This is a genomic window from Nocardia sp. Marseille-Q1738, from assembly GCF_965283145.1.
Genome location: NZ_CBDIMS010000001.1, coordinates 1,131,474 through 1,152,850, shown reverse-complemented (window position 1 = coordinate 1,152,850; position 21,377 = coordinate 1,131,474). Strand labels below are relative to the sequence as shown.

Below are 21,377 nucleotides of genomic sequence, written 5' to 3'. Positions count from 1 at the left end.
CTCGAGAGCCGTTGGGGTGACCCGCAAACGCAACCGTCCCAGTGCCTTAGCCGCGATCCGACCTAGAAGCTTCAAGGAAATCCGGAATCAGGCGTAGGTTTTCAGTTACTGAGCCGCTAATATCAATGATACGTATCCGAGATAACGACTGTTAGTACAGCGAAGGGAATTGGGCGGCTCACAATGGCTGATTTCGCGGCGCGGCTGAACAAGCTGTTCGAAACCGTGCATCCCCCGGGGCGTAAGCCGCACACCAACGCGGAGGTTGCGGCGGCGCTGACGGCCTCCGGACATCCGATCTCGAAACCGTACCTGTCGCAGTTGCGGTCGGGACAACGGACGAACCCGTCCGATGAGACGGTGGCCGCCCTGGCGAAGTTCTTCAAGGTCAAGCCGGACTACTTCTTCAACGACATCTATGCCGCCAAGATCGATCACGATCTGGAGCTGCTGTCCCAGCTGCAGGGCTACGGACTGCGACGGCTGTCGAGTAGGGCGTTCGACTTGTCCGAAGAATCACAGAACCTGCTCACGTCCATGGCGGAGAAGTTGCGGGCCAGCGAAGGCTTGCCCGAAATTCCTCCGGACGGCACCGAATAGGTTCTCTTGCACGGCAACACAGTGCGGCCCACCGGGTCGCACTGTGTTGCGTTATGCACGTGCAAGCGCACGTGCAGCACACAATCGGCGCCGCGGTCGTGCCCGAAGAAATAAGGGCACGACCGCGCTCCGGTATGCGATGTCGTCGGGATCACCGGCGTGTATAACGGTTTTCGATGCCGTTCGGCGTTCCTCGTTCGCGCCGAACCGGATTCCCAGCGGCGCCGGTTCGTTCGAATAGCCGACCGGTCGCGCACTATTGCATCGGACCGATCGTGTGCGCGCGAGTGCGCTCAATTTCGAGCAGGCGCGGAAGCCACCGCCGTATAGGCCCTGGCGATGGCCTGGACCCATCCGCGCGGACTAATGCCTTCCGGCGGAGCTATCCACCGGGCGTCAACCACGATTTCCCCGCCGGATTGCGCGTCACCGCGCCACCCGGTCGGCCCGCTCCGCCGCCGAGGCGGGCGGGGAAGCGAGTTCCGCGAGCACGACGCCGCCGGAGTGCAGGTACAGCGCGTCCATGATCTGCGCTACCCGGTCGGAAGCCTCGAGCTGCGGGGTGGTTCGTGCGCGAGCACCTCGGGGAAACGCCCGACCATGGTCCGGTGCAGCACGCGGGTCTCGCGGACCAGCACGCGCGCCCGCACCGCCCGGTGCCGATCGGGCACTGGCGATTTCGATCTCGTGCCGCCGTTCACCGGCGATGGCGAGCACCACTTCGTCCAGCGTGGTCGCGTCGAAGTCGGCCGCCACCGCGCATACCGCGTCGACCGCTGCCCCGCGGTAGGACCGCAAGCCAGTGCGTGTCGTACTCTCGCTCATCGGCTGCCGCCTGGAACCGGGCCGACCGCCGGATTGGTGGGCACCGCGCTGATCCCGGATCGCTCCCACGGCACCGTCAGCGGATACGAGGTAGCGTCCCCGTCGTGGGGCGGCGGAGCGGGATCAGCGACGCAAGAAGGGCAGGAAGGCTGGGCGTGGGCGTCTACCGGGCCGCCGAGCAGCGCTGAGCCCAAGACGGCTCCGGCTACCGCCAGCACACGGAATGTGCGACCTACGGCCATGCGCGCCGAACCTTCCCTCATCAGTTGAAGCGCAGTTCTCTGCCCGGTCGCCACTCTCACACGGGACTTCCAACGGATGGGTGCCCATAGTAAACCCAGCCGCAACCGCACCCCCGGAAGGGGCTGTGCCGGTCAGGCGCCGTAGACCGGCTCCGGCGGCGCCGCCTTGGCGATCAGATCGGCCACGACGGGTCCGAGTTCGGCCGGATTCCAACGGGCGCCGCGGTCGACGGCGACGCCGTGCCGCCATCCGTCGGCCAGCGCCACCTTGCCGCCCTCGACTTCGAACATCCGCCCGGTCACGGCCGCCGACTGCGTGCTGCCCAGCCACACGACCAGCGGAGACACATTCTCCGGGGCCATGGCGTCGAAGCCGTTGTCCGGCTTGGCCATCGTCTCCGCGAACACCGTCTCGGTCATCCGGGTGCGTGCGGCCGGGGCGATCGCGTTCACCGTGACGCCGTAGCGGGCGAATTCGGCGGCGGCAGTCAGCGTCAAGCCCGCGATACCCGCCTTGGCCGCGCCGTAGTTTCCTTGCCCCACACTGCCTTGCAGACCCGCCCCGGAGCTGGTGTTGATGATGCGGCCGTCGACCGGACGGCCCGCCTTCGTCTCCGCCCGCCAGTACTCGATCGCGTGCCGCATGGTGGCGAAGTGGCCCTTGAGGTGCACGCGGATCACCGCGTCCCACTCCTCCTCGCTGAGGTTGACCAGCATCCGGTCGCGCACGAAACCGGCGTTGTTGACCAGCACGTCCAGCTTGCCGAAGGTGTCGACGGCCTGGCGGACCAGCCTGCGGGCGCCTGCCCAGTCGGCGACGTCGTCACCGTTGGCCACGGCGGCACCGCCGAGCGCCTCGATCTCCGCGACCACCTGCTGCGCCGGCGTCTCCGCGGTGGCCGCGCCGTCCAGCGCCGAACCGATGTCGTTGACCACCACGCGGGCGCCCGCCGCGGCGAAGGCGAGGGCGTGCGCGCGGCCGATGCCCCGGCCCGCTCCGGTGACGATGACGACGCGCCCGGCGCAGATCTGGTCGGTGTCCATGTGTGTCCTCTTCGTGGGTGGTCGGGTTCGGGTCCGGTTTGTTCAGGACTGCTGCTCCGCGGTGGAGGCGGCGAGGAAGGCGGGTCGCTCGCCTCCGCCGTGCACCAGCAGGGTCGCGCCGCTGACGTAGCCGGCCAGCGGCGAGGCGAGGAAGACGGCGCAGCGGCCGATGTCTTCGGGGCGGGCCAGGCGACCCAAGGGGATGGTCCGGCCGACCGCGTCTACGCCGTCCTGGTCGCCGTAATGCAGGTGGCTCAATTCGGTGTGGACCGGCCCGACCACCAGCGAGTTGACCCGCACCTTCGGCGCCCACTCGACGGCGAGCGAGGCGGTGAGGCTGTCCATGCCCGCCTTGGCCGCGCCATAGGCCGCGGTACCCGGCGACGGACGGTGCCCGCTGACGCTGGAGACGTTCACGATCGAGCCGCCCTCTCGCTGGCGCTGCATCACCGCGTTGACGGCCTGCGCCACCAGCAGCGGCGCGAGCAGATTCAGTTCGACGATCTTGGCGTGGAAGTTCTTGCCCGCCTCGGCAGCCAGCGCGAAGGGCGCGCCGCCCGCGTTGTTGACCAGATGGTCGAGGCGGCCGTGGCGCTCGGTGATCGTCTCGATCAGCGCACCGACGGCGTCCGCGTCCCGGACATCGCACGGCAGGTAGTCGATCGCACGACCGTCGACCTCGACGGGAACGTCGGCGGGCCGCCGCGCACACGCGACAACGGTCGCACCTGCCGCCAGGAACGCCTTGCTGACGCCCGCGCCGACGCCGCGAACACCGCCGGTCACCAGAACTACGCGTCCGGCGAGATCGATTTCGAGTGCCACCGTGCTAACCTACCAAGCAACTGCTTGCTTTGCCAATGCGTTCACACACGATGGGACTTGCGATGGGGATCAACCGCCACTCCGAATCCACCGGCATCACCGTGGTCACGGTCGACTACCCGCCGGTCAACGCCATCCCCACCGAGGGCTGGTTCGCCATCGCCGACGCAGTGCGCGCGGCGGGCCGCGATCCGGATACCAGAGTGGTTGTCCTGCGTGCGGAGAACCGTGGCTTCAACGCGGGCGTGGACATCAAGGAGATCCAGAGCAAGCCCGGCCACCAGGCGCTGATCGACGCCAATCACGGCTGCTTCGAGGCCTTCGCCGCGGTCTACGAGTGCCAGGTGCCGGTCATCGCGGTGGTGCAGGGCTTCTGCCTGGGCGGTGGTATCGGGCTGGTGGGCAATGCGGACATCGTGATCGCCTCCGACGACGCCACGTTCGGCCTGCCCGAGGTGGACCGTGGCGCGCTCGGCGCGGCGACCCACTTGGCGCGCCTGGTGCCCCAGCACCTGATGCGCGCGCTGTTCTACACCGCGAGCACCATCACCGCGCAGCAGTTGCACCACTACGGCTCGGTTTACCAGGTGGTACCGCGCGCCGAACTCGACGCGGCGGCCGTGGAATTGGCCGAGAACATCGCGGCCAAGGACGGCCGGGTGATCCGGGCGGCGAAGCGGGCCTTGAACGGCATCGACGTGCAGGACGTGCACCGCAGCTACCGGTACGAGCAGGGCTTCACCTTCGAACTCAACCTCGCCGGCGTCGCCGACGAGATCCGCGCCCGGTTCGACGACGATCTCGCGGCGCGCAAGGCCGGGCAGTGAACACAACGGTGCGGGCGGCGGGCCGGGAGGCCGCGGGCCGCCCATCGGATAGGGAGCGAAAAGGGATGCGAGACAAGCGGATGTCGCTCGACGAGGTCGTCGGCGAACTGCGCAGCGGGATGACCATCGGCATCGGCGGCTGGGGTTCCCGGCGCAAGCCGATGGCGCTGGTGCGGGCCATCCTGCGGTCGGACCTGACGGATCTGACCGTGGTCGGCTACGGCGGCCCCGACCTCGGGCTACTGTGCTCGGCGGGCAAGGTACGCAAGGCGTACTACGGCTTCGTGTCGCTGGATTCGCCGCCGTTCTACGACCCATGGTTCGCCGCGGCGCGGACCTCCGGCGCGCTGGTCGCCCGCGAGATGGACGAGGGCATGCTCAAGTGCGGCCTGGAGGCGGCCGCGGCGCGGCTGCCGTTCCTGCCGATCCGAGCCGGTCTCGGATCGGACGTCCCGAACTTCTGGGAGGGCGAGCTGAAGACGGTCGAATCGCCTTACCCCGTGGACGGCGGGCCGGAGACGCTGATCGCCATGCCGGCGCTGCGCCTCGATGCGGCGCTGGTGCACCTGAACCTCGGCGACCCGCACGGCAACGCCGCCTACACCGGCGTCGACCCGTATTTCGACGACCTCTTCTGCCTGGCCGCGCAGCGACGTTACGTCTCGGTGGAACGGGTGGTGGAGACCGACGAACTGGTGAAAACCGTTCCACCACAAGCGCTGCTACTCAATCGCATGATGGTCGACGGCGTGGTGGAGGCTCCGGGCGGCGCGCATTTCACCCTCGCCGCGGACAGCTACGGCCGGGACGAGAAGTTCCAGAAGCACTACGTCGAGTCCGCCAAGACGCCGGAAGCGTGGCGGCGGTTCGTCGATACCTATCTGGCCGGGTCCGAGGAGCAGTACCAGGCCGCCGTCCGCCGATTCGCCGAGGAGGCGTGATGACCAGCACCGAGATCGTGACCCGCGCCGAGGTGTGCGCGGTCGCCTGCGCGGAGATCTTCCGCGGCGCGGGGGAAATCATGGCCAGTCCGATGTCGCCGATGTCCATCCTCGGCGCCCGGTTGGCCAAGCTCACCACCGAACCGGATCTGCTGCTGTCGGACGGCGAAGCGCTTCTGCTCGCCGAGACTCCCCCGCTGGGCGGGAAAGCACCGATCGAGGGCTGGATTCCGTTCCGGAAGGTCTTCGACGTGGTGGCCTCCGGGCGCAGGCACGTGGTGATGGGCGCCAACCAGATCGACCGCTTCGGCAATCAGAACCTTTCGGCGTTCGGCCCATTGCAGCAGCCGACCCGGCAGATGTTCGGGGTGCGTGGCGCGCCGGGCAACACCATCAATCACGCCACCAGCTATTGGGTCCCGCGACACTCCAGGCGCGTGTTCACCGACGGAGTCGACATCGTCTCGGGTGTGGGATACGACAAGGTCGACCCGGCCAACCCCGCCTACCGCTTCCATCACCTGCACCGCGTGGTGACCAACCTGGGTGTCTTCGATTTCGAAGGTCCCGGCCACACCATGCGCGCCCGCAGCCTGCACCCCGGCGTCACCGCCGACGAGGTCGCCGAGAACACCTCCTTCGAAATCGCGGGGCTCGCCGAGGCGGACGAGACGCGCGAGCCGACCGCCGAAGAACTGCGGTTGATCCGAGAGGTACTCGACCCCGAGAAGGTTCGCGAAAGCGAGGTCCCGTCATGACCGCACACCTGCGCACCGCGCTGACCGATCTGGTAGGCGTCGAACACCCGATCGTGCAGACCGGCATGGGTTGGGTGGCGGGTCCGCGGCTGGTCTCGGCCACGGCGGAAGCGGGCGGGCTCGGCATTCTCGCCTCCGCCACCATGACATTCGCGGAGCTGGAGGCGGCCATCGCGAAGACCAAGGCGCACACCGGGAAACCGTTCGGCGTCAACATTCGGGCCGACGCCGCCGACGCGCCGGAGCGAATCGATCTGCTGATCCGGGAGAAAGTGGCGGTCGCCTCGTTCGCGCTCGCGCCCAAACAGGATCTGATCGCGAAGCTGAAAGACGCGGGCGTGGTGGTCATCCCGTCGATCGGTGCGGCCAAGCACGCGGTCAAAGTGGCGTCCTGGGGCGCGGACGCGGTGATCGTGCAAGGCGGCGAAGGCGGCGGGCACACCGGCCCGGTGGCCACTACCTTGCTGCTGCCGTCCGTGCTGGACGCGGTGGACATTCCCGTGATCGCGGCGGGCGGGTTCTTCGACGGCCGCGGGTTGGCCGCCGCCCTGGCCTATGGCGCGGCGGGTATCGCGATGGGCACCCGGTTCCTGCTCACCCAGGAAAGCACGGTCCCGGACGCCGTCAAACAGGAGTACCTGCGCAGGCAGCTGCAGGACACGGTGGTGTCGGTGAAGGTCGACGGCATGCCGCATCGAGTGCTGAACACCGAACTGGTACAGCACCTGGAACATTCGGGCCGCTGGCGCGGGCTCACCGCGGCGGTCGCGAACGCGGCCCGGTTCAAGAGCATGACCGGTATGAAGTGGTCCACCATGATCCGCGACGGCCTGGCCATGCGAAAGACCAAGGACCTCAGCTGGTCGCAGGTCGTGATGGCCGCGAATACCCCGATGCTGCTGCGCGCCGGATTGGTCGAAGGCAACACCCAGGCGGGTGTGCTCGCCGCGGGGCAGGTCACCGGGATCATCGACGACCTGCCCACCTGCAAGGAGCTGATCGAGCGGATCGTCACCGACGCGGTCGAGCGGATCGGTGTGCTCGCCGCGCTTCCCGACGGGGCGAACTCGACGAGGATCTAGTCCTCATTTCGCGGCGACCAGTCCACGGGTCAGGCGAATCGTGGTGCGGCGCGGCAGGTACCGCGGCAGACGCGCGGACACCGCGTTCGCCAGCCCGGATACCACGCTCGGCCGGGGGTTGCGGCGGTCGAGTTCGCCGAGAGCCGTCGCCACCACCTGCGCCGATGTCTGCCGTCGTCCGACGCTGGCGGCTTCGCCCGCCACCTCGAAGAACTCGGTGTCGGTGGCGCCGGGGCATACGGCGAGCGCGGTGACACCGCTGCCTTCGAGTTCGCCCCACAGCGCCTCGGTGAACGAGAGCACGAACGCCTTCGTCGCGCCATAGACGGCCATGAACGGGATCGGTTGGAACGCCGCGGTGGAGGCGATGTTGACCACCGCTCCGTGGCCGCGCCGCCTCATTTCCGGCAGTACCGCTCGGGTCAGTTCCGCGACGGCGGTGATGTTGACCGCGATCTCCTCGCGCAATCGCGCAGGGTCGTGGTCGGCGAGCAGGCCGTGGGTTGCGAAACCGGCATTGTTGACCAGCAGGTCGATCGGGTTGTCTTCCGCGCTCAGCACGGCGGCGAGTCGCTCGACGTCCGCGGGGATCGAAAGGTCGGCGGTGACGATTCGAGCCCGGATACCGAAGGTGTGTTCGAGGTCTGTCGCCAGCTCGCGCAGCCGATGCTCGCGCCTGGCGACCAGGATCAGGTTGCAGCGTCTTTCGGCCAAGGCCGTAGCGAACGCTGCGCCGATCCCGCTACTCGCACCGGTCACGACCGCGGTCGCGCCATCCCAGTTCTTCATGTCGCCTCCTGAAGGTGAACAGGTGTTCAGCTAGCTATACTTAACAGCTGTTCAGTGATCAGTGTCAAGGGAGGCTCGATGACCGATACACGCCAGCGACGAGCGCGTGGCGAGGGCGAGCGGCTGCGCGCGGAGTTGGTTGCCGCCGCGATCGAGCTGCTGCTGGAACCGCAGTCGTTGCCAACGCCGTCACTGCGGGCCATCGCCAGGGCCTGCGGTGTCGCGCCTAGTGCGGTCTACATGCACTTCCCGTCTCAGGATGCGCTGAACTATGCAGTTACCGAGGAATTGTTCGGCCGGCTGCGGCAGGCGCTGGACGCCGCGGACATGTCCAATGGCACCCGCGCCGACCGGCTGCATTCGTTGATCGATGCCTATCTCACGTGGGCCGAGCATCATCCCGGCGCCTACCAATTGCTGTTCGAACGACCCGATCCCCCGGTCGAGCCCGGCATCGGGCCCGGACTGGATCTGCTGGATCGTCTCGCCGATCTGTTACCCGCCGCCGAGAAGTCCCCTGACCTCGCGCTGCGTGTGTGGTGCGCCCTGCACGGAGTGGTCTCGCTACGCATCCACAAACCCACGGCCCCTTGGACATCGGAACCACGTGCCGACGCCTGGGCAGTCGTCGCAGCCCTCGCCGACCTACCGTGACCATCGGCGGCATCCATCCCGCGGATCCGGACATCGCGCGATATCTCCCCGCCCCGGGGCTTGCGGCGCCGCCGAACATACTCACCGCCACCTGCCGCACCGATACCCGCCGTCGCTCAGACCCGCGCACCGAGCGCCGATACCTGGTTGACGGGGAATCGGCGGCCTAATCTTGATCCATAACCGCATACCGGTCTCGCCTGTCTCCGCCGTGCCGGCGCAGGCGTCGGTCGCGGCATGTGGCGATACCGGCGAATCGTAAGGACTCGACCACTACCACTCGAGCGGAGGCCACGATGCCTGCGACGAACGAGATCACGGTGAGCAGTAGCGCTTTCGCCGATGGCGCACCCATTCCGGAGGTCTACTCGTGCACCGGAAAGAACCGGCCGCCACCCCTGACCTGGAGCGTTCCGGACTCAGCCGTCCGCATCGCCCTGATCATGGACGACCCGGACGCACCCATCGGGCTGTTCACCCACTGGGTGGTCAGCGACATCCCGCCGACCACGACCTTCAGCGAGGAGGGGCAGACACCGAAGGGCGGTGTCGTCAGCCTCAACAGCGCGGACCTGGCCGATTACTTCGGACCGTGCCCACCCACCGGGACCGGAGTGCACCACTACCGATTCATCGTCCATGCCCTGTCACATCCGGTTTCATTGAGCTCGAAAACACCCGTGGCTCAGGCGAAATCCGCGATCGAGGAAGCAAGCGTCGGCAGCGGCCAGCTGGTCGGCACCTACACCGTCGACACCGGCCCGGCCTGACCGGACGTCCCATTCGGGTGTCGCCAGCGGTCGAGGTCGGCTCGCCTCGGGTCGGCGAAGCGGCACGCAGGCCGAGCGCTGACGTGCCGCTCGCCTGTCTCTGGTCAGCGGGGCAGGCGCTCGATGATGGTGGCGTTGGCGGTGCCGCCACCCTCGCAGATGGTCAGCAGGCCGTAGCGGCCCTCGATTCGCTCGAGCTCATTGAGCAGGGTCGCGAACAGCTTTGCGCCGGTCGCTCCGAGCGGGTGGCCGAGGGCGATCGCTCCGCCGTTGACGTTGACCCGCTCCGGATCGGCGCCGGTCTCCTTCAACCAGGCCAGCACCACCGGCGCGAACGCCTCGTTGATCTCGACCACATCGATGTCGTCGATGGTGAGCCCGGATTTCTCCAGAGCCCACTTGGTCGCCGGAATCGGCGCGCTGAGCATGAAGATCGGGTCGGCGCCGCGCGCGCTCACATGGTGGATGCGCGCCCGCGGCGTCAGGCCGTATTCCCGCACCGCCCACTCCGACGCGAGCAGGGTGGCGCTGGCGCCGTCGGAAATCTGGCTGGCTACCGCCGCGGTGAGCGGGCTGCCCTCGGCCAGCGGCGGCAGCCCGGCCATCTTCTCCAGGCTGGTCTCGCGGGGGCCCTGGTCGATCCAGAAGTCGCCGACCGGAACGATCTCGTTGTCGAAGCGGCCGTTCTTGATCGCGTCGCGGGCCCGTTCGTGGCTGCGCAGCGCCCAGCGCTCCATGTCCGCCCTGCTGATGCCCCACTTCTCGGCGATCAACTCCGCGCCGCGGAACTGCGAGACCTCGCCGGTGCCGTAGCGGTGGTCCCAGCCTTCCGCGCCGACGAACGGCGAGTCGTAGCCGTATTCCTTGCCCGCGAGCATGGCCGCGGAGATCGGGATCGCGCTCATGTTCTGCACGCCGCCGGCCACGATCACTTCGGCGGTGCCGCTCATGATGGCCTGTGCGCCGAAATTGATCGCCTGCTGGCTGGAGCCGCACTGCCGGTCCACCGTGACACCGGGAACCTCTTCGGGGTAACCCGCGGTCAGCCACATGGTGCGGCCGATGTTGCCCGCCTGCGGACCGATGTTGTCGACGCAACCCACGATGACGTCGTCCACGACCCCCGGGTCGATCGGGCTGCGGTCCAGCAGGCCGCGCAGCACGGCCGCACCCAGATCGGCGGGGTGCACGCCCGCCAGTGCGCCGCCGCGCTTGCCGACCGGGGTGCGTACCGCATCGATCACGTAGGCGTCCCGCAGCGGGGCATACGGACGACGGGACGCGGAAGGTGCTGACATGTAAGGACTCCTACGTGGTGCGCTCGGGGACGGTGAGCCCGTCGAGCACGATGGTCAGGTACTGCTTGGCGAGGTTGTCGACGGTGATGGGCCCGCCGGGCCGGTACCACCGCACCGCGACCCACACCGTGTCGCGCAGGAACCGGTAGGCCAGTTCGACGTCGAGTTCCGGCCGGAAACTGCCGTCCTGTACGCCGTTGGTCAGCACCCGGTGCCAGAGTTCACGGAATTCGCGGTTGTAGTCGGCGATGTAGGTGAACCGTTCGGCGGTGCGCAACCGCTTCGCCTCGGCCTGGTAGATCGCGACCGCGGCATGCCAGCGGTCGAACGACTCGTAGGACGCGAGCACCAAGGCTTCCAAGGTGTCTCGCGAACTCAGTCCGGAGGCCACGATCTCGCGATAACGGCCGAAGAGGTCGTCCAGGAAGCCGCGCAGGATCTCGTCCACCATCGACTCTTTGGAATCGAAGTGGTGGTAGAGGCTCCCCGATAGGATTCCGGCCGCGTCGGCGATGTCACGCACGGTGGTGGCGCGCAATCCCCGCTCGGCGAACAATTCGGCCGCAAGGGCGAGCAGCTCGCTGCGCCGTGCTGATTTCGAGGCGTCTGGTGCGGTCACGCGGCCCATCATACAACCAAGCATTTGCTTGGTCGAGTGGCGTTCAGCGCGCCGAGTAGCGCAGCGGGGAAGAAACCGAGAGGTCGGCGAGCAGTCGATCGCAGATCACCACGGGCGAGACGCCCGCACGCGCCATCCGCGCGACCAGCGCGAGACGGCGCTCGCAACTGTCCCATTCCACGGTGAGCTGGCCACGGTCCGGTCCGGCGTCCACGGTGGCCATCACCCGCGGCGGACCGCCGGGGACCGGTTCCTCGCTCAACTTGAGCACCATGCCGCGCTGCCAAGCGCGATAGGTGTCCATGTCGGCGCCGATCACGAGCTTGTCCGTGGCCGCGCACAGACCCTGGGCGATCTCATCGGCGAAGGTCACCCCATCGAAACGGGACTTGCGGCATTTCGCGAGCACCGCGAGCAGGTCCGCGCGCACCTCACCCAGCAGAGCCATCTGGCGCTGTCTGCGCCGCTCGTCCTCGGTTTCGAACCGGCCCGGCGGGGAGCTGAGTCCGATGCGCCTCGCGCGCTCTCGATCGCGCGCCAGATCCGTGCGCAACGCGCCGCGTGGGTCGCGCGCGACTTCGCCCTCGTCGACGGCGTGCTGCTCGAGAATGCGCGCGGCCGCCATCGCGACCGCGCGTTCGGAGGTGTGCTCGATGAGTTCGGCGCCGAGGGTGAGCGCCGAAAGTACGAGGCTGTCCAGCCGCCGCCGGGCCAGCACGACGTCGCGGACCAAGTCGAGTTCCAGTTGTTCGCGGGCAGGTGGGCGATCCAGGCCCATAGCCATCGCCCCCTTGCAGAGCGCGGATCCGATCCCATCCAGCATGGCACACCCCGGCGCTGTCCGGCTCGCGCTTTTCCACCTGATCAGCCGCCTATTTCCGCGCACTGTGCCCGACGCTGGAAGGCGATCGCACTACGGCGCGCGGATCACCGCACCGGCACCGAGCAAGCGGCTGCTCGATGGTCGCCGGACGCGCCCGTCCGCGCGATCGTACGCGAACGAACCGGGCGGACAGCCGCGGAAACCCAGGCGGCTCAGGCGCGTTGGCTGCTGACCGAGACCACCTCGCCGGTCAGGTACGAGGTGTAGTCACTGGCCAACATCGCGATCGTCGCGGCGACCTCCCACGGCTCGGCAGCGCGGCCGAACGCCTCCCGTTCGGACAATCGGTCCAGCAGTTCGGTGGAGCTGACCTTGTCGAGGAAAGCGTGCCTGGCGATGCTGGGGGCCACCGCGTTGATCCGGACGCCGAGTTCGGCGGCTTCGATCGCGCTGCACCTGGTCAGCGCCATCACGCCCGCCTTCGCCGCGGCGTAATGCGCTTGGCCGTGCTGCGCGCGCCAGCCGAGCACGCTGGCGTTGTTGACGATCACGCCACCGTGGCCCGCCTCGCGGAAGTAGCCGAGTGCGGCGCGGGTGCAGCGGAACGTGCCGTTCAGCGTGATGTCAAGGACGCGGCTCCACTGTTCGTCGGTCATGTCGACCACGGGCGTCTCCCCGCCCAGCCCGGCGTTGTTGACCATGATGTCGATCCGGCCGACGATCTCGGCCGCGCCGCGCACCAGCGCGTTCACCTGCTCGGTGCTCTGCACGTCGCACACGATCGAGGCGACCCGCCGGTCCGGGAACTCGGCGGCGAGTTCGGTGGCCGTCTCCGCCAGCCGCCGCTCATGCCAGTCCGAGACCACCACGTCCGCGCCCTCGGCCAGCAGCCTGCGCGCCGTGGCCGAGCCGATGCCGGTGCCCGCGGCGGCGGTGATCACGGCGGTCCGCCCGGTCAGCAATCCGTGCCCGGGAACGGGCGCGGGGGCGATCGACAGCGGGCCCGTCACGGGCGCGCCTCGCGCGGCAGTCCGAGCACGCGCTCGGCGATGATGTTGCGCTGCACTTCGTTCGAACCTCCGTAGATGGTGTCGGCGCGGGTGAACAGGTACAACCGCTGCCATTCGTTGAGATCGTTCTCCCCAGCCACCAGGCCGCGGGCGCCGAGCACGGCCATCGCCAACTCGCCGAGTCCGCGATGCCAGTTGGCCCATAGCAGTTTCGCCACCGATGCCTGGCCGCCGCCGTCGTCCACGCCCGCGCCCTCCATCGTGCGCATGGCGTGCGCGCGCAGCACCCGCAGTCCGACCCAAGCTCGGTCGATCCGGTCGGCGATCAGCGGGTCGTCGGCCGCGCCGGTGCGGCGGGCCAGCGCCTCGATGTCGGCCAGTTCGCGGGCGAACCGGATCTGCTGGCCGAGGGTGGAGATGCCGCGCTCGAAGGTGAGCGTGCCCATGGCGATCCGCCAGCCGTCACCCGGTTCGCCCACCACCAGGTCAGCGGCGGTGCGGGCGTCGTCGAAGAAGACTTCGTTGAATTCCGACGTCCCGGTGAGCTGGACGATCGGACGCACGTCGATACCCGGCTGCTTCATCGGAACCAGCAGGTAGGAGAGGCCCTTGTGGCGGCTGGAGCCGCGTTCGGTGCGGGCGACGACGAAGCACCAGTCGGCCACGTGGGCCAGCGACGTCCAGATCTTCTGCCCGTTGATCGACCACTCGTCGCCATCCAGATGCGCCGAGGTGGTGATCGCGGCCAGGTCCGAGCCCGCGCCGGGTTCCGAATAGCCCTGACACCACAGTTCGCTGACCGTCCGGATGCCGGGAAGGAACCGATCCTTCTGCGCTTTGGTGCCGAAGGCCAGCAGTGTCGGGCCGAGCAGTTCCTCACCCACGTGCGACACCCGCGCGGGCGCGTTGGCCTTGGCGTATTCCTCGTGGAAGATCACCTGCTGCCGCACCGTGGCCTCGCGGCCGCCGTATTCCTTCGGCCAGCCGAGGCACGTCCATCCCGCGGCGGCCAGATGCCGGTCCCAGGCCAGGCGCTCGTCGAACGCCTCGTGTTCGCGGCCCGGGCCGCCGAGACCGCGCAGCGCGCGGAAGTCTCCGTTGAGGTTCTCCTCCAGCCACTCGCGCACTTCGGCGGCGAATCGCGCGTCCTGCGCGGCGGAAAACCGCCCGTCCGGCGCGGCGGTGTCGGATTCTGAGGTCTGGATCGCACCCACGCCGGTAGGATAACCTACCAAGCACTTGCTTTGTAGAGCGCGCGCATAACTAGCTCGCGGACGGTAAGGACAACCGTGACAACCCCTGCACAGACGACACCGATGGCACTGCATCACGCCGCGCGCACGTTCGGGACCGCCCCCGCGGTCGCGGATGGCGCGGTCCGGCTGGACTGGACCGATCTGCTCGAGTCGGTCCAAGACGTGGCTCGGGCGCTCATCGCGCGCGGCGTGCGGGTGGGTGACCGGGTGGCCATCTGGGCGCCGAACACCCATCACTGGGTGATCGCCGCGCTCGCCGCGCACTACGCCGGTGCGGCGCTGGTGCCGTTGAACACCCGCTATGTAGCCGGTGAGGCCGCCGACGTCCTGCGCCGGGTGCGCGCGAAGGCGCTGTTCATCGCGGGGAGCTTCCTCGGCCGCGACCGGCTCGAGGAATTGCGCGCTGCCGCATCGGATCTCGGCATCGACACGGTAGTGGTGATTCCGGTCGAACCGGGTACGGAGAACACGGATATCGCCGCGCTGGACTGGTCGGAACTCGCGATCGTCGCCGAACAGGTCACCGTGGCCGAGGCGGAGAACCGCGCCGCGGCGGTGCGCCCGGACGACATCTCCGACATCCTGTTCACCTCCGGTACCACCGGCCGCAGCAAAGGCACCCTGGTCGCGCACCGGCAGGCGCTCGCGGTGGTGCGAGCGTGGGCGGAATGCGCGACGTTGCGCCGTGCCGACCGGTATCTGGTGATCAGTCCGTTCTTCCACAATTTCGGTTACAAGGCGGGAATTCTCGCCTGCCTGGTCACCGGAGCCACGATCATCCCGCAGGCGACCTTCGACGTGCCGGAGACGATGCGGCTGATCGGCGCGGAGAAAGTCACCGTCCTGCCCGGCCCGCCGACCATCTACCAGACGATGCTGGACTTCCCCGACCGCGACGCGTTCGACCTGAGCAGCCTGCGGGTGGCCGTCACCGGCGCGGCGACGGTACCGGTGGTGCTGATCGAGCGGATGCGCTCGGAACTCGACTTCGATGTCGTCATCACCGCGTACGGCCTGTCCGAGGCCGCCGGCTTCGGCACCATGTGCCGCGCCGAAGACGACGCCGAGACCATCGCGAACACCTGCGGCAGGCCGATCGCGGATTTCGAACTGCGGCTCGGCGAGGCGGGCGAGGTGTTGCTGCGCGGACCCAACGTCATGCTCGGATACCTGGACGACCCGGACAGCACCGCCGAGACCATCGACGCCGACGGCTGGCTGCACACCGGCGACGTCGGCACGATCGACGAGCGCGGGTACCTGAAGATCACCGACCGGCTCAAGGACATGTACATCTCCGGCGGCTTCAACGTCTATCCGGCCGAGATCGAGCAGGCGCTGGCCCGGCTGGAGGGCGTGGCCGAATCCGCCGTCATCGGGGTGCCCGACAGCAGGATGGGCGAGGTGGGCAAGGCGTACGTGGTGCGCAGGCCGGGTTCGGCGCTCACCGAGGACGAGGTGCTCGCCCACGCCACCACCGTGCTGGCCAACTTCAAGGTGCCGCGGTTCGTCGAATTCCGCGACCAGCTGCCTTACAGCGCCGCCGGAAAAGTGCTCAAGCGTCAACTACGTGAGGAGAAGTCCTGATGTCACAACCGGCAACCCCGAACGAGGGTCCGGCCATCCCGGACGAGGGCGAGGTGGTCACCTACGAGCGACGGGGTCGCGTCGCGATCGTCACGCTGAACCGGCCGGACTACCGCAACGCGCAGAACTCGGTGATGACCTACGCGCTCGACGCCGCCTTCGAGCGCGCCGTGGAGGATCCCGAGGTCGGGGTGATCGTCTTGGCGGGCAACGGAAAGCACTTCAGCGCCGGGCACGACATCGGCACGCCGGGCCGCGACCATCACGTGCGATACCAGAACAAGGCCGCGTTGTGGTGGGACCACGTCGACCGGGTCGGCGGCGATCAGCGCTTCGCGCGGGAGCTCGAGGTCTATCTCGGCATGTGCCGTCGCTGGCGGGAGATTCCCAAGCCCACCATCGCCATGGTGCAGGGCGCCTGCATCGCGGGCGGGCTCATGCTGGCCTGGGTGTGCGATCTGATCATCGCCTCCGACGACGCGTTCTTCTCCGATCCGGTGGTCCGCATGGGCATTCCGGGCGTCGAATACTTCGCGCACCCGTGGGTGATGGGACCGCGCGCGGCCAAGGAGTTCTTGTTCACCGGCGACCGGTTCGGCGCGGCCCAGGCCAAGGAGTGGGGCATGGTCAACCGGGTGGTGCCGAGGGCCGAGCTCGAGGCCGAGACCTTGGCGCTGGCCGAAAAGATCGCCACCATGCCGCAATTCGGTCTCGCGCTGACCAAGAAGGCGGTCAACCAGGCCGAGGACCTGATGGGCATGCGATCGGGCATGGACTCGGTCTTCGGTCTGCACCACTTCGCTCACGCGCACAACGCCGAAGTCGGCAACGACTCGCTGGGCGGCATGAACGCCAAGTCGATGAAGGCTTCCGCGAGCACCGCAGAACAGAACGGAACGACGTAGTGGATCTGGATCTCGACCAGGCGACGCGGGAATTCCAGCGGGAGGTCCGCGAATTCCTGGCCGCCAGCAAACCCGCGAAGCCGCTGCCCTCGATGGACACGAAGGCCGGATTCGAGGCGCACCGCGCATGGGAGCGCACCCTCGCCGACGCCCGGCTCTCGGTGGTCGCCTGGCCCGAGGAGTTCGGCGGACGCGACGCTTCGCTACTGGAATGGGTGCTCTTCGAGCAGGAGTACTACGCGGCGGGCGCGCCGGGGCGGGTCAGCCAGAACGGCATCTTCCTCTTGGCCCCGACGCTTTTCGAGCACGGCACGCCGGAGCAGCTCGCACGGATCATGCCGCGGATGGCGCGCGGCGACGACATCTGGGCGCAGGCGTGGTCCGAGCCGGAGGCGGGCAGCGACCTGGCCGGCATCCGCTCCACCGCTCGGCGCACCACCGGCGGCTGGCTGCTGAGCGGCCAGAAGACGTGGAGCTCGCGCGCCGCCTTCGCGGACTGGGCGTTCGGGCTGTTCCGCAGCGACCCCGCAGCCGAGCGGCACAAGGGTCTCACCTATGTGATGTTCCCGCTGAGCGCCGACGGCGTTTCCGTGCGCCCGATCCCACAGCTGGACGGCGAGCCCGGCTTCGCGGAAATCTTCCTCGACGACGTCTTCGTGCCCGATCGTGACGTGATCGGCGCGCCCGGCGAGGGCTGGCGGGTGGCGATGAGCACCTCCAGCAACGAACGCGGCCTCTCGCTGCGCAGCCCTGGCCGGTTCAGCGCCACCGCGCGGCGGCTGATCGATCTGTGGCTCGACACCGGCGACCAGGACAACACCGCGCAGCGCGACGCGGTGGTCGACGCGTGGATCGGCAGCGAGGCATACCGGCTGCACACCTTCGGCACGGTCACCCGGCTCGACGAGGGTGGCAAGCTGGGCGCGGAATCCTCGATCACCAAGGTGTTCTGGTCCGAACTGGACATCGCCATGCACGAGACCGCACTCGAGGTGCTCGGCGCGGCGGCCGAGCGCTGCGGCCCGTGGACCGATGGGTACCTGTTCGCGCTGTCCGGCCCGATCTACGCGGGCACCAACGAGATCCAGCGCAACATCATCGCCGAGCGGCTGCTCGGACTACCGAGAGGAAGCAGCCGATGAGATTCGCGCTCAGCCCCGAACAACTCGACTTCGGCGCCAGCCTGCGCAAACTGCTGGACTCGGGCCGCACGCCCGCCGCGGTGCGGGCCTGGGCATCGGGCGATCCCGGACCGGGGCGCGCCCTGATCCGGCAGCTGGCCGAAGCCGGTGTGCTCGGCTTGGCCGTCGCGGAGCGGCACGGTGGCCTCGGCGCGGAGCCGATCGATCTGGTCGTCGCCTTCCAAGAGATCGGACGCGCGGCCGTGCCGGGGCCGCTGGTCGAGACGGCCGCCGCGATCCCCGCACTGCTGCAGGCACTTCCGGACCCGAGCCTGGCCGCGCGGTGGTTGCCGGGCTTCGCGGGGGGCGTGGCGCTGGGCACTGTCGCGTTCGAAGCGCCTGGTCGCAGCGGCGTCGCGCTGGACGCCGACACCGCCGACGTCGTACTCCTGGCCCACGGAACGCGGCTGTACACCGGGCACCGCACCGGCCTGACGCGGTCGGTCGATCCGGCACGTCGCTTGTTCACCGTGACCGCGGACGACCCCGTCGCCGAGGGCGAACAGGTCCGCGAGGCCGCGGCCGCGGGATTCGATACCGGTGTGCTGGCTTGCGCGGCCCAGTTGCTCGGCGCTGGACGGGCGCTGCTGCACGCTTCGACCGAATACGCCAAGCAGCGCAAACAGTTCGGCAAGCCGATCGGCGAATTCCAGGCCGTGAAACAGAAGCTCGCCGACGTGCTGATCGCGCTGGATCTGGCCGAGCCACTGCTCTACCGCGCCGCGCTGACCATGACCGGACCCACCCGTGGCCGGGACGTGTCGGCCGCCGTGATCGCCTGCGGCGCCGCGGCTTACCGCGCGGCCCGCGCCGCCCTCCAAGTGCACGGCGCCATCGGCTACACCGCCGAATACGACCTCTCGCTGTGGCTGACCAAGGTGACGGCCTTGCGTTCGGCGTGGGGCACAACGGATCTGCACCGCTCGCGGATCGCCCGCGCGCTGCGCGACGAGGCCGAGCGGGACATTGCCGCGGAAGGAATCGCATGACCGGTCAGGCCCGGAGGCGGCAGCGAAGCGTGACCACGCAGGCCCCCGCCCATGCCGGAAAGGACACAGCATGAGCAGCGCGGAACACCAGGAATTCCTCGCCTCGGTCCGTGCCCTGCTGACCAAGCACGCCGGATCCGCGGCGGTGCGTGCCGCGATGGACACCGAACTCGGCTACGACCCGGCGCTGTGGCGGCTGCTGTGCGAGCAGATCGGCGTGGCGGCGCTGGCGATTCCCGAGGAGTACGGCGGTTTCGGTGCGAGCCTGGTCGAATCACTGCTGGTGGTCGGCGAATTGGGCCGTACGCTCGCCGGGGTGCCGATGCTCGGGTCGGCCGTGCTCGGTGCGCAGGCCGTGCTGTTGTCGGATGATGCCGAGGCGTGCGCGCGGCTGTTGCCCGAGGTTGCCGAGGGCAGCAGGACGATCGCGGTCTGCTGGGCGGGCGAGACCGGCTGGGATGAGCCGGGCGTGCACGCGACGGACGGCGCCCTGACCGGGACCGCGCACTACGTGCTCGACGGGGTGTCCGCGGACACCCTCGTCGTCGTCACCCCAGGCGGTCTCTTCGAAGTCGAACCAACGGCGGCGGGCGTCACCCGGCGGTCCGCGCCGACCATGGACCCCACCCGGAAACTCGCCGAGATCACCTTCGCCGCGGCGCCCGCCCGCCGACTCGGGGCCGGAGATCCGGCGGCGACCATCGCCCGGCTGCGCAACATCGCCTGGGCCGCCGTGGCCGCCGAGCAGGTCGGTGTGGCGGACCGCTGCCTGGAGATGACGGTGGACTACGCCAAGTCCCGGGTGCAGTTCGGCCGGGTGATCGGCAGCTTCCAGGCACTCAAGCACCGCATGGCGGACATGTACGTGCTGCTGGAATCGGCCAGGTCCGCGTCCGTCGCGGCCACCGCGGCGGTAGCGGCGAACAGCCCGTCGGCCGCCGAGGACGTGTGGGGCGCCCGCGTGCACTGCTCGGAAGCGCTCACCGCCATCGCGGCCGAGACCGTCCAATTGCACGGTGGCATCGCGATCACCTGGGAGCACGACGCGCATCTGTTCTTCAAGCGCGCCCACGGGGACGCGCAGTTGTTCGGCACGCCGCGCCGGCCGTTGACCCAGTCGGCATGAGGCCGGGGCGCACCGATCCCCTTGACGGTGCGCCACTTCGATGTCGACGGCGCTCATTGCCTGCCGACTCGGCGTCCATGAGTTGTCGCGGCTCGAGCCGGGCCGACCTGACGGTTGCCGCGGCCACGACGACGCAGACGCAATCGCCCGTGCCGGTCACCCGCTCATCGCCCCGCGGACGCAGACCGTCGAGGATGTCCACCAGACGCCGCTCCCGCTGCTTATCGTCGCCGACATGGCGCCGACGATCAGGTAGACATCACCCACCGTGCAGGCGATGCGGCCGACCGGGCAGGCTCACTCGGCTGGCCGGGGTGATCAGTGGCGACGATCTGCCGCGGGCCCGAGGCAGCCACCAGGGGCGGGGTCGTCACACCCCTGGCGCCGTCCCGTGCGAGGAGTACGGTCAGGAGATATGACCGAAGCGAAGCGGGGCCGCGTCCGCGTCGAGACCGGCCAGAAGCGAGTGCGAGTCTATTTGGGCGGGTACATGGTGGCCGACACGGTCAGGCCGGTGCTCGTCTGGGAGAACCCGCATTACCCGACCTACTATGTGCCGGTCGCGGATCTGCGCGCGAAACTCGAACCGCACGGAACCACCCAGCACTCCCCCAGCCGGGGCGACGCGACCGTGTACGACGTGGCGGTCGACGGCACGACTGCCGGGGCGGCGGCGCTGCGATATCACGATTCACCGATCCCCGAATTGCGTGACCTGGTCCGGCTGGAGTGGGACGCGATGGACGAGTGGTTCGAGGAGGACGAGCCGATCTACGTCCATCCGCGCGATCCGTACTCGCGCGTCGACATCCTGGCCAGCTCGCGGCACGTGCGGGTGGAGGTCGACGGCGTGACGGTCGCCGACTCGCACGCACCGCGCATCCTCTTCGAAACCGGCTTGCCCCCACGGTATTACCTGCCGATGACGGACGTCCGCATGGAACTGCTGCATCCGTCGACCACCCACACCAGCTGCCCCTACAAGGGCACCGCCGATTACTGGACCGTCCGGGTCAACGGCAAGGAGTACTTCGACTACGTGTGGGGTTACCGCACCCCGCTGCCGGAGAGCCAGAAGATCGCCGGGTTGGTCTGCTTCTACAACGAGAAGGTCGACATCTACCTGGACCGCGAACTCCAGGAGCGGCCCCGCTCGCCGTTCAGCTGACCGTCTCCGGGCTCACCGGTAGCCCGCCAGCCGGTCGGCCATGTCGGCGGCTCGACCG

22 protein-coding genes are annotated in these 21,377 nt (G+C 68.8%); 13 read left to right on the top strand and 9 right to left on the bottom strand.

All coding sequences use genetic code 11. The annotated features are described in order from the left end of the window. Positions 1-183 precede the first annotated feature (183 nt). Complete coding sequence (locus ACWPXK_RS05275) at positions 184-600, top strand: helix-turn-helix domain-containing protein (protein WP_011207048.1); 417 nt, start codon at positions 184-186, stop codon at positions 598-600. Between the two features lie 426 nt (positions 601-1,026). On the opposite strand, the gene ACWPXK_RS05270 is transcribed toward ACWPXK_RS05275, so the two are convergent. From ACWPXK_RS05270 to ACWPXK_RS05260, 3 genes are all read right to left on the bottom strand, one after another. Then, positions 1,027-1,425: a hypothetical protein gene (locus ACWPXK_RS05270; protein ID WP_454194843.1), complete on the bottom strand. Its 399-nt coding sequence runs from the start codon at positions 1,423-1,425 to the stop codon at positions 1,027-1,029. 374 nt (positions 1,426-1,799) lie between these two features. Beyond that, a complete protein-coding gene (locus ACWPXK_RS05265; RefSeq protein WP_454194842.1) occupies positions 1,800-2,711 on the bottom strand; it encodes an SDR family oxidoreductase in 912 nt (303 codons plus the stop codon). A 42-nt stretch (positions 2,712-2,753) separates the two neighbouring features. Next, complete coding sequence (locus tag ACWPXK_RS05260) at positions 2,754-3,536, bottom strand: SDR family oxidoreductase (protein ID WP_454194841.1); 783 nt, start codon at positions 3,534-3,536, stop codon at positions 2,754-2,756. 62 nt (positions 3,537-3,598) lie between these two features. Between ACWPXK_RS05260 and ACWPXK_RS05255 the strand changes: the two genes are divergently transcribed. The 4 genes from ACWPXK_RS05255 (at position 3,599) to ACWPXK_RS05240 (ending at position 7,144) form a co-directional block, all read left to right on the top strand. Next, positions 3,599-4,363: an enoyl-CoA hydratase family protein gene (locus tag ACWPXK_RS05255; protein ID WP_454194840.1), complete on the top strand. Its 765-nt coding sequence runs from the start codon at positions 3,599-3,601 to the stop codon at positions 4,361-4,363. 65 nt (positions 4,364-4,428) lie between these two features. Beyond that, on the top strand, positions 4,429-5,304 hold the full coding sequence (locus ACWPXK_RS05250) for a CoA transferase subunit A (RefSeq protein WP_454194839.1): 876 nt from the start codon (positions 4,429-4,431) through the stop codon (positions 5,302-5,304). After that, a complete protein-coding gene (locus tag ACWPXK_RS05245; RefSeq protein ID WP_454194838.1) occupies positions 5,304-6,062 on the top strand; it encodes a CoA-transferase subunit beta in 759 nt (252 codons plus the stop codon). The genes ACWPXK_RS05250 and ACWPXK_RS05245 overlap by 1 nt, the downstream gene beginning before the upstream one ends. Further along, positions 6,059-7,144, top strand: coding sequence for an NAD(P)H-dependent flavin oxidoreductase (locus ACWPXK_RS05240; RefSeq protein WP_454194837.1), 1,086 nt, complete (start codon positions 6,059-6,061; stop codon positions 7,142-7,144). The genes ACWPXK_RS05245 and ACWPXK_RS05240 overlap by 4 nt, the downstream gene beginning before the upstream one ends. A gap of 3 nt (positions 7,145-7,147) precedes the next feature. Here the strand turns inward: ACWPXK_RS05240 and ACWPXK_RS05235 are convergent, their stop codons facing one another. Further along, positions 7,148-7,933: an SDR family NAD(P)-dependent oxidoreductase gene (locus ACWPXK_RS05235; RefSeq protein ID WP_454194836.1), complete on the bottom strand. Its 786-nt coding sequence runs from the start codon at positions 7,931-7,933 to the stop codon at positions 7,148-7,150. A 78-nt stretch (positions 7,934-8,011) separates the two neighbouring features. Here ACWPXK_RS05235 and ACWPXK_RS05230 point away from each other — a divergent pair, with 78 nt between their 5' ends. Continuing rightward, positions 8,012-8,587 (top strand): TetR/AcrR family transcriptional regulator, encoded by a 576-nt coding sequence (locus ACWPXK_RS05230; protein ID WP_454194835.1) that lies wholly within the window; start codon positions 8,012-8,014, stop codon positions 8,585-8,587. Between the two features lie 296 nt (positions 8,588-8,883). Further along, on the top strand, positions 8,884-9,357 hold the full coding sequence (locus ACWPXK_RS05225) for a YbhB/YbcL family Raf kinase inhibitor-like protein (protein ID WP_454194834.1): 474 nt from the start codon (positions 8,884-8,886) through the stop codon (positions 9,355-9,357). Positions 9,358-9,461: 104 nt separating this feature from the next. On the opposite strand, the gene ACWPXK_RS05220 is transcribed toward ACWPXK_RS05225, so the two are convergent. From ACWPXK_RS05220 to ACWPXK_RS05200, 5 genes are all read right to left on the bottom strand, one after another. Then, positions 9,462-10,655 carry an acetyl-CoA C-acetyltransferase gene (locus ACWPXK_RS05220; RefSeq protein ID WP_454194833.1) on the bottom strand — a complete coding sequence of 398 codons (1,194 nt, stop codon included), beginning with the start codon at positions 10,653-10,655 and terminating at the stop codon, positions 9,462-9,464. A 10-nt stretch (positions 10,656-10,665) separates the two neighbouring features. Then, positions 10,666-11,283, bottom strand: a complete 618-nt coding sequence (locus ACWPXK_RS05215; protein ID WP_157172145.1) for a TetR/AcrR family transcriptional regulator — start codon at positions 11,281-11,283, stop codon at positions 10,666-10,668. 34 nt (positions 11,284-11,317) lie between these two features. Continuing rightward, the gene (locus ACWPXK_RS05210; protein WP_454194832.1) at positions 11,318-12,097 is read right to left on the bottom strand and encodes a hypothetical protein; all 780 of its coding nucleotides are present in this window, start codon (positions 12,095-12,097) and stop codon (positions 11,318-11,320) included. 212 nt (positions 12,098-12,309) lie between these two features. Further along, the gene (locus tag ACWPXK_RS05205) at positions 12,310-13,107 is read right to left on the bottom strand and encodes an SDR family oxidoreductase (RefSeq protein WP_454194831.1); all 798 of its coding nucleotides are present in this window, start codon (positions 13,105-13,107) and stop codon (positions 12,310-12,312) included. Continuing rightward, the gene (locus tag ACWPXK_RS05200) at positions 13,104-14,312 is read right to left on the bottom strand and encodes an acyl-CoA dehydrogenase family protein (protein WP_454195456.1); all 1,209 of its coding nucleotides are present in this window, start codon (positions 14,310-14,312) and stop codon (positions 13,104-13,106) included. Before ACWPXK_RS05200 ends, ACWPXK_RS05205 begins: the two co-directional genes overlap by 4 nt. 84 nt (positions 14,313-14,396) lie before the next feature. On the opposite strand from ACWPXK_RS05200, the gene ACWPXK_RS05195 reads away from it, so the two are divergent. The 6 genes from ACWPXK_RS05195 (at position 14,397) to ACWPXK_RS05170 (ending at position 21,319) form a co-directional block, all read left to right on the top strand. Next, positions 14,397-15,950, top strand: coding sequence for a FadD3 family acyl-CoA ligase (locus ACWPXK_RS05195; protein ID WP_454194830.1), 1,554 nt, complete (start codon positions 14,397-14,399; stop codon positions 15,948-15,950). Then, the gene (locus tag ACWPXK_RS05190; RefSeq protein WP_454194829.1) at positions 15,950-16,855 is read left to right on the top strand and encodes an enoyl-CoA hydratase; all 906 of its coding nucleotides are present in this window, start codon (positions 15,950-15,952) and stop codon (positions 16,853-16,855) included. The genes ACWPXK_RS05195 and ACWPXK_RS05190 overlap by 1 nt, the downstream gene beginning before the upstream one ends. Beyond that, entirely contained in the window at positions 16,855-17,997 is a 1,143-nt protein-coding gene (locus ACWPXK_RS05185; RefSeq protein ID WP_454194828.1) for an acyl-CoA dehydrogenase family protein, read from the top strand. Before ACWPXK_RS05190 ends, ACWPXK_RS05185 begins: the two co-directional genes overlap by 1 nt. Beyond that, the gene (locus ACWPXK_RS05180; protein WP_454194827.1) at positions 17,994-19,025 is read left to right on the top strand and encodes an acyl-CoA dehydrogenase family protein; all 1,032 of its coding nucleotides are present in this window, start codon (positions 17,994-17,996) and stop codon (positions 19,023-19,025) included. Before ACWPXK_RS05185 ends, ACWPXK_RS05180 begins: the two co-directional genes overlap by 4 nt. Positions 19,026-19,095: 70 nt before the next feature. Continuing rightward, positions 19,096-20,151: an acyl-CoA dehydrogenase family protein gene (locus tag ACWPXK_RS05175; protein ID WP_454194826.1), complete on the top strand. Its 1,056-nt coding sequence runs from the start codon at positions 19,096-19,098 to the stop codon at positions 20,149-20,151. A 415-nt stretch (positions 20,152-20,566) separates the two neighbouring features. Further along, a complete protein-coding gene (locus tag ACWPXK_RS05170) occupies positions 20,567-21,319 on the top strand; it encodes a DUF427 domain-containing protein (protein WP_454194825.1) in 753 nt (250 codons plus the stop codon). Positions 21,320-21,377: the final 58 nt, after the last annotated feature.